The sequence below is a fragment of the Variovorax sp. P1_H2 genome (assembly GCF_056405295.1).
This window is the reverse complement of record NZ_JBFUCJ010000207.1, coordinates 1-5,495: the sequence shown is the minus strand read 5'-3', so window position 1 is coordinate 5,495 and position 5,495 is coordinate 1. Positions and strand designations below refer to the sequence as shown.

The window sequence follows — 5,495 nt, the reverse complement described above, 5'->3', positions numbered from 1 at the left end:
GGCTTGGAGCCGCGGCTCCTCAGCCCCCTGCCGGGGGCAACACCAGCGGCCCGGCAAAGCCGGTTCCGCGGTGTTTCACGAAGGGGCCTGGCTGCGCCGGCCATAGCGCTGGGCGGCGAGCAACGCGAGCACGGCGACCAGACTGGCTGCCAGGAGGATCCACAGCCCGATCGTGTAGCCGCCGCTCGGCGTCCACAGCAGGCCCAGCATCAGTGGCGCGAGGGCGCGGGCGATCGCGCTGGGCAGGCCCAGCGCGCCGTTGAGCGTGGCGACGTGCTCGCGGTTCACGTACTGCGCGATCGCGGTGCCCTTGACGATCGTCAGCATGCCGTTGCCCATGCCGTAGAACAGCACGAAGGCCAGCGCCGCGGCCGGATGGCCGGCGCCGGCCAGCAGGGTCGCGAGACCGATCGGGATCAGGCAGGGGATCAGCCGGTTCGCCAGGTGCAGGTCGAAGTGATGCTCGAAGAAGTAGAGCAGGGCGCGGCCGAACACCTGCACGATGCCGATCGCGGCCGGCACCGCGATGGCCCAGGTCTCCGACAACCCGGCGCCGCGCAGCAGGCTCACCATGTGCGGCGGCAGCGCAGCGGTCACCGCCATCAGCAGCACGGTGAAGACGCCGATCAGCAGGAAGGGCGCGCTGCGCAGGTAGTGGCCGACGGGTTGCCGCGGTGCGGCAGCGCCCGTGGCCGGCGCGCCGACGCTGCGCTTCGGCGCGTGCCGCAGGATCGATGCATGCAGCGGCGCGCACAGCAGCAGGTGGATCGCGGCCAGCACCCACAGCGCATGGCGCCAGCCAAGCCGCGCGATCAGCCAGGCGTCGAGCGGGATGAAGACCGTGCTGGCCAGCCCGCCGAGGAAGGTCAGCGTGATGATCGCGCGACGGAAGTCGTTCGGGAAGCGGCGCGTGACGACCGCGAAGGCCGGCGTGTAGAGCGTGGMCGAGAGCGCCGCGCCGAGCAGCAGCCAGGCCGTGTAGAAGCCGGCCGCGCTGTGCACCACGCTGTGCAGCAGCAGGCCGGCAGCGATCAGCAGCGAGCCGCCGGTCATCACGGCGCGCTCGTGGCCGCGGTCGATCCACCGTCCGACGGGCCACGCCATGGCGCCTTCCGCCAGCAGCGCGAGGCTGAAGGCCAGCGACGATTGGGCCCGGCTCAGGCCAAGCTCGCGCTCGACCGGCTCCATCAGCAGCGCGAAGGTGTAGAAGACGCTGCCCCAGGTGATGAGCTGGGCGAGGGAGAGCCAGCCGACGAGGCGGCGGTTGTAGGGGGCGGGAAGCGGGTGCGGTTCGGGAAGGCCCATCGGCCCTGACTCTAACGGGCGGAGCCCGCCCGGATCGGGGCCCGGTTCTTCAGTTCGAGGCGGTCATTGGCCGCGCCGTGTCGCGGATGGAGGCTGCTTGCGACGTGTCGGTCTTCGACGCCAGCAGCAGCTTGTAGATCACCGCGCCGATGACCGCCCCCGCGATCGGCGCCACCCAGAACAGCCACAGCTGGTCCACCGCGATGGCCGGACCGAACAGTGCCGGCCCGGTGCTGCGCGCCGGGTTGACCGAGGTGTTGGTCACGGGAATGGAGACCAGGTGGATCAGCGTCAGGCACAGCCCGATCGCCAGCCCGCCGAAGCCCGGGGCGCTGTTGTTCGCGGTGGCGCCGAGGATCACGATCAGGAAGACCGCGCTCAGCACCCCCTCGGTCAGCAGCGCCGCCCTCAGGCCGTAGCCGCCGGGCGAATGCTCGCCGAATCCGTTGGTCGCGAAGCCGCCGATCTCGGCACCGGCCTTGCCGGTGGCGATCAGGTAGAGCATGAAGGCCGCGGCGATGGCGCCGAGCACCTGCGCGACGATGTAGCCGGGCAGCTCGGCGGCGCGGAAGCGCCCGCCCACCACCAGGCCGATCGACACCGCCGGATTGAAGTGGCCGCCCGAGATCGGGCCCAGCGCATAGGCACCGGTCAGCACCGTGAGGCCGAAGGCCAGCGAAACGCCGACGAAGCCGATCCCGAGCCCGGGAAAACCGGCGGCCAGCACCGCGCTGCCGCAACCGCCGAAAACGAGCCAGAACGTGCCGATGAATTCGGCCGACAGCTTCTTGGAGGTACTGTGTTTCATCTATTTATTGATCCCTGAATCTTCATGTGTGACAGACAAGCCCGCCGACCGGGGTCGAGGGCGGCCGGATTCTAGGGAGCCATCCGGGCGAAGAAAGGAAGCGTTGCGGGGCGGCTCGCAGGGATGCGCGATTGTTCACGAAAGCCGCGGTTTTCTTTGCGCCCCAGGCCCTGCGCGCAGGCCCGGAAGCCCGCGGTGCGGATACACAGTGTTAGGAAATGTAATGAGCCGACGCGACTGTCGGTCCTTCAGTCGACCGCCTGCAGTGCCCGCCGGTACTGCACTGCCTCCGCCACATGCGCGACGTCGACGTCCTGGGTGCCCGCGAGGTCGGCAATCGTGCGCGCCACCCTGAGCGCCCGATGCGTGCTGCGCGCCGACCAGCCCAGGCGTGCTGCCGCGGTGTGCAGGAATGCCAGCGCCGCCGGCAGCAGGGCCGCGTGCCGGTCGATCTCGGCACCGGCCAGCGCCTGGTTGGTCCCGCCCTGTCTGGCCAGGGCGCGTTCGCGCGCCACCACGGCCCGGGCCCGGATCGCCTCGGTCGCTTCGCCGGCCGCGGCTTCCAGCAGCTGCTGCGCCGACACCCCGGGCACCTCGATGTGGAGGTCGATGCGGTCGAGCAGCGGGCCGCTGAGCTTGCCCTGGTAGCGGGTCACCTGGTCCGGCGTGCAGCGGCAGGCCTTGACCGTCGAGCCGCGCCAGCCGCAGGGGCAGGGGTTCATCGCGGCGATCAGCTGGAAGCGGGCCGGGAATTCGGCACGCCGCGCGGCGCGCGAGATCGTGATGGTTCCCGTCTCCAGCGGCTCGCGCAGCGCCTCCAGCGCCGCGCGCGTGAACTCGGGGAACTCGTCCAGGAACAGCACGCCGTGATGGGCCAGCGAGATTTCTCCCGGCCGCGGCGGCGATCCGCCGCCCACCATCGCCACTGCGCTGGCGCTGTGGTGCGGGCTCGCGGTCGGCCGGCGCATCCACTGGGCAGTCTCGAAGCGGCCGCCCAGGCTGGCGACCGCCGCGCTCTCGAGCGCCTCGTCGACGCTCATCGCGGGCAGCAGCCCGGCGAAGCGCTGGGCCAGCATCGACTTGCCCGAGCCGGGCGGGCCGACCATCAGCAGGCTGTGGCCGCCGGCGGCGGCGATCTCCAGCGCCCGCTTGGCGCCCGCATGCCCCTTCACGTCGGCCAGGTCGGGATGGCGCGCCGCCGCGCCGGGCGGCGCCGCCAGCACCCGCGCCCAGCCGTCCTCGGCCGCCTCGGTGGCCGGCGGCACGGCGCCGGCCGGCAGGAACTGCCTCACCACGTCGAGCAGATGACGGGCCCCATAGACCTCGGCGCCCGGCACCAGCGCGGCCTCCCGGGCGCTCTCGGCCGGCAGCACCAGCCGGGTGGCGATGCCGCGCACGTGCAGGGCAAGCGCCATCGCCAATGCACCACGCACGGGACGCAGTTGCCCCGACAAGGAGAGTTCGCCCGCGAATTCGTGGCCCGCCAGCCGGTCGGCCTCGATCTGGCCGCTGGCCGCGAGGATGCCGAGCGCGATCGGCAGGTCGAAGCGGCCGGAATCCTTCGGCAGGTCGGCTGGCGCCAGGTTGACCGTGATGCGCTTGTTGGTGGGAAATTCGAGACCGGCGTTCTGGATCGCGCAGCGGACCCTTTCCCGGGCTTCCCTGACCTCCACGTCGACCAGGCCGACCAGCGTGAAACTGGGCAATCCGTTCGCCAGATGCACCTCGACCGTGACATTTGCGGCTTCAAGACCCACTAAGGCGCGGCTCTGCACCAAAGACAGACTCATTTCGCTCCCTTTCACCAAGATGGTGCATCCATCTCTTGTTCTTCATTGTGACCAAGTGCGTCAGGCGCAGAACCCTGCCTCGTCGGGGGGATGCGCTTTGGCACGCTCCCTGCTTTGAGAAGCATTCCTAACCACCTTCAAAACACCCCCCGAGGAGTTCGCTCGATGATGCACCGTAAATCCGTCCAGATCCTGGCTGTGGGCGCGCTTGCTGCCCTGCCGATGCTCGCCAGCGCGCAGGCGGCCGCCGCCGACGCGGCTGCACCGGCGCCGAATCTCACGGCCAACGTCTCGCTGACCACGAACTACAAGTTCCGCGGGCAGGACCAGGACGTGATCGGGAAGAACGGCTTCGCCAAGGACGACTACGTCAAGCCGGCGATCCAGGGCGGCCTGGACTACGCCTTCGGCTCCAGCGGCTTCTACATCGGCAACTGGAACTCGAGCGTCAACTGGCTGCCTGGCAATTCGGTCGAGATGGACTTCTACGGCGGCTACAAGTTCAAGGGCGGCCCGATYGACTGGGACGTCGGCGTGCTGACCTATGTCTACCCCGGCAACAGCGCCGGTGCCACCACCGAAATCTACGGCGCGGGCACCTGGTCGGACGASAACATCGGCGCCTTCACGGCCAAGTACTCGTGGACGGTCTCCAAGGACTACTTCAACTACGCCGGCAACAAGGSCGGYTCGGGCCTGGACGGCACCAACACCRGCTAYCTGAACCTGGCCTACAGCAAGGAAATCATTCCCAAGGTGACGCTGAAGGCGGCCATCGGCTACACCTTCTTCAGCAGCGACATCAAAAGCCTGGGCTACAAGGACTATCTCGACTACAACGTCGGTGCGGCCTACGACTTCGGCAGCGGCCTGACGCTGGGCGGCTATATCCAGGGCGGCAATGAGCAGAGCGCGTTCAACYTGGTCTCCAGCCCGGGCATCCCCACGCCCATCGGCCCGGTCGGCCAGACCACCTTCTCGCCCAACGCGACCCGCTTCATCGTGATGCTGACCAAGACGTTGTAAACGCACCTGGCGCGGCTTGCCGCCGCGCCGTCCTCTTTCATCTGTAGGAGAAACATCATGAAGCTGGTCACAGCCATCATCAAACCATTCAAGCTCGATGAAGTGCGCGAGGCACTGTCCGCCATCGGCGTGCAGGGCATCACGGTCACCGAGGTCAAGGGCTTCGGTCGCCAGAAAGGCCACACCGAGTTGTACCGCGGCGCCGAGTACGTCGTCGACTTCCTGCCGAAGGTCAAGATCGAAGCCGCTGTGGCCGACGAACTGGTGGAACGCGTCATCGAGGCGGTCGAGAGCGCGGCGCGCACCGGCAAGATCGGCGACGGCAAGATCTTCGTCTACGACCTGGAGCAGGTCGTGCGCATCCGCACCGGCGAAACGGGCCGCGAAGCCCTCTGACACGCAAGGCACGAAAGAAACAAACCGAAATGAAAAAATTCCTTGTCTCACTCGCGTTGGGCCTGAGCCTGCTCGGCGCCGGTACGTCCGGCTTCGCGCAGGCGCCCGCCGCCCCCGCGGCCGAAGCGTCGGCGCCCGCCGCTGCGGCCGCACCTGCGGCGGCCCCCGCC

General features: G+C 69.1%; 5 protein-coding genes. 2 read left to right on the top strand and 3 right to left on the bottom strand.

The genetic code is table 11. From position 1 onward, the window contains the following. Window positions 1–75 precede the first annotated feature (75 nt). From AC1D2E_RS34500 to AC1D2E_RS34490, 3 genes are all read right to left on the bottom strand, one after another. On the bottom strand, window positions 76–1,305 hold the full coding sequence (locus AC1D2E_RS34500; protein WP_478201571.1) for an MFS transporter: 1,230 nt from the start codon (window positions 1,303–1,305) through the stop codon (window positions 76–78). A gap of 49 nt (window positions 1,306–1,354) precedes the next feature. Continuing rightward, entirely contained in the window at window positions 1,355–2,113 is a 759-nt protein-coding gene (gene aqpZ, locus AC1D2E_RS34495) for an aquaporin Z (protein ID WP_478201570.1), read from the bottom strand. Window positions 2,114–2,361: 248 nt separating this feature from the next. Continuing rightward, window positions 2,362–3,903 (bottom strand): YifB family Mg chelatase-like AAA ATPase, encoded by a 1,542-nt coding sequence (locus AC1D2E_RS34490; protein WP_478201569.1) that lies wholly within the window; start codon window positions 3,901–3,903, stop codon window positions 2,362–2,364. Between the two features lie 168 nt (window positions 3,904–4,071). On the opposite strand from AC1D2E_RS34490, the gene AC1D2E_RS34485 reads away from it, so the two are divergent. Together AC1D2E_RS34485 and glnK are read left to right on the top strand one after the other, a co-directional pair. After that, entirely contained in the window at window positions 4,072–4,929 is an 858-nt protein-coding gene (locus AC1D2E_RS34485; protein WP_478201572.1) for a TorF family putative porin, read from the top strand. 57 nt (window positions 4,930–4,986) lie between these two features. Then, the gene (gene glnK / locus AC1D2E_RS34480) at window positions 4,987–5,325 is read left to right on the top strand and encodes a P-II family nitrogen regulator (RefSeq protein WP_068686416.1); all 339 of its coding nucleotides are present in this window, start codon (window positions 4,987–4,989) and stop codon (window positions 5,323–5,325) included. The last annotated feature ends 170 nt before the right edge of the window (window positions 5,326–5,495 follow it).

Coding starts and splice junctions, on each gene's coding strand:
- AC1D2E_RS34490 (WP_478201569.1), bottom strand. CDS start 3,903: ATGAGTCTGTCTTTGGTGCAGAGCCGCGCCTTAGTGGGTCTTGAAGCC.
- aqpZ (WP_478201570.1), bottom strand. CDS start 2,113: ATGAAACACAGTACCTCCAAGAAGCTGTCGGCCGAATTCATCGGCACG.
- glnK (WP_068686416.1), top strand. CDS start 4,987: ATGAAGCTGGTCACAGCCATCATCAAACCATTCAAGCTCGATGAAGTG.